Origin of the sequence: Cellulomonas sp. 73-92, assembly GCF_001898175.1 — a bacterium.
Lineage (GTDB): Bacteria > Actinomycetota > Actinomycetes > Actinomycetales > Cellulomonadaceae > Cellulomonas.
In genome coordinates this window covers 1-2803 of record NZ_MKTH01000005.1, presented here as the reverse complement: position 1 = coordinate 2803, position 2803 = coordinate 1, and the positions used below count along the sequence as shown (strand labels likewise).

At 69.2% G+C, this 2803-nt stretch carries 2 protein-coding genes and 1 pseudogene; 1 reads left to right on the top strand and 2 read right to left on the bottom strand.

Going from position 1 to position 2803, the window contains the following annotated elements; translation table 11 throughout:
* Nucleotides 1-53 precede the first annotated feature (53 nt).
* Nucleotides 54-323, bottom strand: coding sequence for a hypothetical protein (locus BGO37_RS02670; protein ID WP_291752011.1), 270 nt, complete (start codon nt 321-323; stop codon nt 54-56).
* 175 nt (nt 324-498) lie between these two features.
* On the opposite strand from BGO37_RS02670, the gene BGO37_RS02665 reads away from it, so the two are divergent.
* Complete coding sequence (locus BGO37_RS02665) at nt 499-1551, top strand: LacI family DNA-binding transcriptional regulator (RefSeq protein ID WP_291752009.1); 1053 nt, start codon at nt 499-501, stop codon at nt 1549-1551.
* Nucleotides 1552-1937: 386 nt separating this feature from the next.
* On the opposite strand, the pseudogene BGO37_RS17810 reads toward BGO37_RS02665, so the two are convergent.
* A pseudogene (locus BGO37_RS17810) lies at nt 1938-2753 on the bottom strand (IS30 family transposase); the annotation flags it as partial.
* Nucleotides 2754-2803: the final 50 nt, after the last annotated feature.

The window sequence follows — 2803 nt, the reverse complement described above, 5'->3', positions numbered from 1 at the left end:
CGCGCCCCTACGCCCGAGCCGCCACGAAAGCCCGACACCAGCCCCTCACGAAATCACACCGGCGGATCCGGGTTCAGCTGCACGCCACTGGCGCCCTGAGCGGCGTTGACCGCGTCCATGACGGCATGGAATGTCCCGGACGAGTCCTTCTGCGCGCACCAGGTGATGGTCGCCGCTCCGGCGCTCTTGAGCGAGTCCGGCCCCAGCGCATCGGTACCGCCGGTCGATGACGTGCTGGCCGGCTGTGCCGTCCCCGAGCAACCGGCGAGCGCGAGCGCGGCGATGACCGCAGCGACGCCGACTGTCGTTACCTTCCTCGTCATGGCTGTCTCCTTTGAAGCCTCGATGCTCGAACTGAGCGTGACCGACCGTAGTACTCAAACGCTTGAGTATCAACACTGCACCGAGTGTGATGACGTCATCGCAGGTCGACGCTAGGATTGTGACCGACTTGTGACGGAGAGGGCTACACATGCTTGAGCGTTCGAGTAGTTGAAGATGACGACGTCCCGCAGACCGCTGAAGATGGCGGACATCGCCGCGCTGGCCAGCGTGTCGACCAGCGCGGTCTCCTTGGCGCTCAACGATCGCCCGGGCGTCTCCGAGGCCACGCGGCAGCGGATCTTGTCAATCGCCACCGAGCTCGGGTGGTTCCCCAACGCGGCCGCGCGCGCTCTGGTCGGCGCCCGCGCCGGCACGGTCGGCCTGGTCCTGACCCGCCCGGCACGCGACATCGGCATCGAGCCGTTCTACATGAGCTTCATCGCCGGCCTTGAGGCTGCTCTCAGCGTGCAGCGCACCGGCTTGCTCCTCCAGTTCGCCCAGGACGAGCAGGCGGAACTGGACACCTACCGCCGCTGGGTGGCCGAGCAGCGGGTCGACGGATTGGTACTGCTGGATCTGCGCGTCAACGACCCGCGCCCAGGCCTCGTGCGCGACATGGCGATCCCGTTCGTCGTGATCGGAGACCCGCGATACGCCCCAGGCGCCACCGCGGTGTGGAGCGACGATGGGGCGGCGATCGCGGCGACCGTGCGACGTTTGGTCGAGCTCGGCCACCGGCGCCTGGCTCGCGTCAGCGAGCAGACGACCATGGCGCACACGACCATCCGTAACCGCGCGTTCGTCGAAGCCTGTACCGGGCTCGATCTGCCCAGCCCCTTCGTCGTGGAGGCGGCGCCCTCTGCGGTCGGCAGCCGCAGCGCCACCCACCAGCTGCTCACCGGGACAACGCGACCCACCGCGATCGTCTACGACAACAACATCATGGCCGTCGCCGGCCTAGGGGTCGCACACGAGCTGGGGCTCGTCGTTCCCGACCACGTGTCCCTGGTCGCCTACGACGACTCCGTGCTGTGCGAGAGCACGCATCCGGCCCTGTCCGCCATCAGCCACGACGTGCACTCCTACGGCGAGCACGCCGGCCGACTGCTCCTCGATGTCATCGACGGAGTGGACAGTGAGCCGTCCCTCGACTCCGTCCCTCGCCTCATCGAACGCGGAAGCACCGGGCCGCTCCGTGCGCCCGACCCAACTCTCGCAGGCCGGTAGCCAGACGGTCGGCACCATCGCGCTGAACCGCTGGGCTGAAGAGTGCAGCCGCAAGCAGGCGAGCGCCTGCCTCCCGGCGGTGAGACTGCCAGCCGATCGCCACGAGGCCGGCATGGCCTCCCGGTGCACGAGTGCTTGGCCCGTCCGTAGGACACCGCGGCCTCCCGTCGCATGAACCACTCGACCCGGCCCGTGGTGATCTCGCCGAGGGTGTAGTGCTCGAACGCCGGTCGCACGTAGCGGCGCAGGGAGCCTGACCCGGTTCCGTTTGCCGACGCTAGCAGCGTGGCGAAGAGGGCAGCTGGTGGTTGGTGTCCGAGGACTGCTCTGGGGCGTGCGTTGAGCTCGTCGGCGACGGCGCGAAGGTCGGCCGAGGTGTGCCGCGACAGGTCGGTGCCCTTCGGGAAGTACTGGCGTAGCAGTCCGTTGGTGTTCTCGTTGCTGCCGCGCTGCCAGGGCGAGTGCGCGTCGGCGAAGTAGACCTTCGTGCCCAGGGCGGCGGTGATGTCCTGGTGGCGGGACATCTCGGTGCCCTGGTCCCACGTGATCGACGTGCGCAGATGTGCCGGCAGGTCGGCGAGGTCGTCGATGAGCGCGTCGCGCAGCGCGCGTGAGTCTTGTCCGGGTAGGTGGATGAGCTTGACGAACCGGGTGTGGCGTTCGACCAGGGTCCCGATCGCCGAGCGGTGCCCAGGTCCGACGATGAGGTCGCCTTCCCAGGCGCCGGGAACGGAGCGGTCCAGCGGGTCGAACGGGCGATCGTGCACACTCAGGCCCGGTGTGGTGAAGCGGTGCTGGCGCTGCTCGAGTCGGCGGTGCGCCCGTCGGTGGTCACGTCCGGTGCGCAGCGGCGAGCGAGCCGGGTGGCGTGTGATGGGCGGCCTGGTCAGCGGGCTGCCGGGGCGGTAGATCGCCTGGTAGATCGACTCCGGACACAGGCGCATCGCAGGGTCGTTAGGAAATCGGTGGCCCAGCTCGCGGCTGATCTGCTGCGGGCTCCACCGTTGGCGCAGGTGCACTTGCAGGAACACCTCCAGGGCTGGGGTCGTCGTCCACCGAGGTGCGCGTGGGCGGCGCCGGCGCATCGCGGCCTTGTGGTGGGCCTCAAATGGCCGGTACTGCCCGTCGCGGCGGCCGTTGCGGCGCAGCTCGCGGCTGACCGTCGATGGGGACCGGGCCAGCTCGGCGGCGATCGCGCGCACGCTCTTGCCGGCGCGGTGCAGATCGGCGATCTCGATCCGCTCGTGCTGCG

What these genes read in the sequence shown, in the direction of transcription:
- BGO37_RS02670 (WP_291752011.1), bottom strand. Translation starts at nt 323, where the DNA reads ATGACGAGGAAGGTAACGACAGTCGGCGTCGCTGCGGTCATCGCCGCG.
- BGO37_RS02665 (WP_291752009.1), top strand. Translation starts at nt 499, where the DNA reads ATGACGACGTCCCGCAGACCGCTGAAGATGGCGGACATCGCCGCGCTG.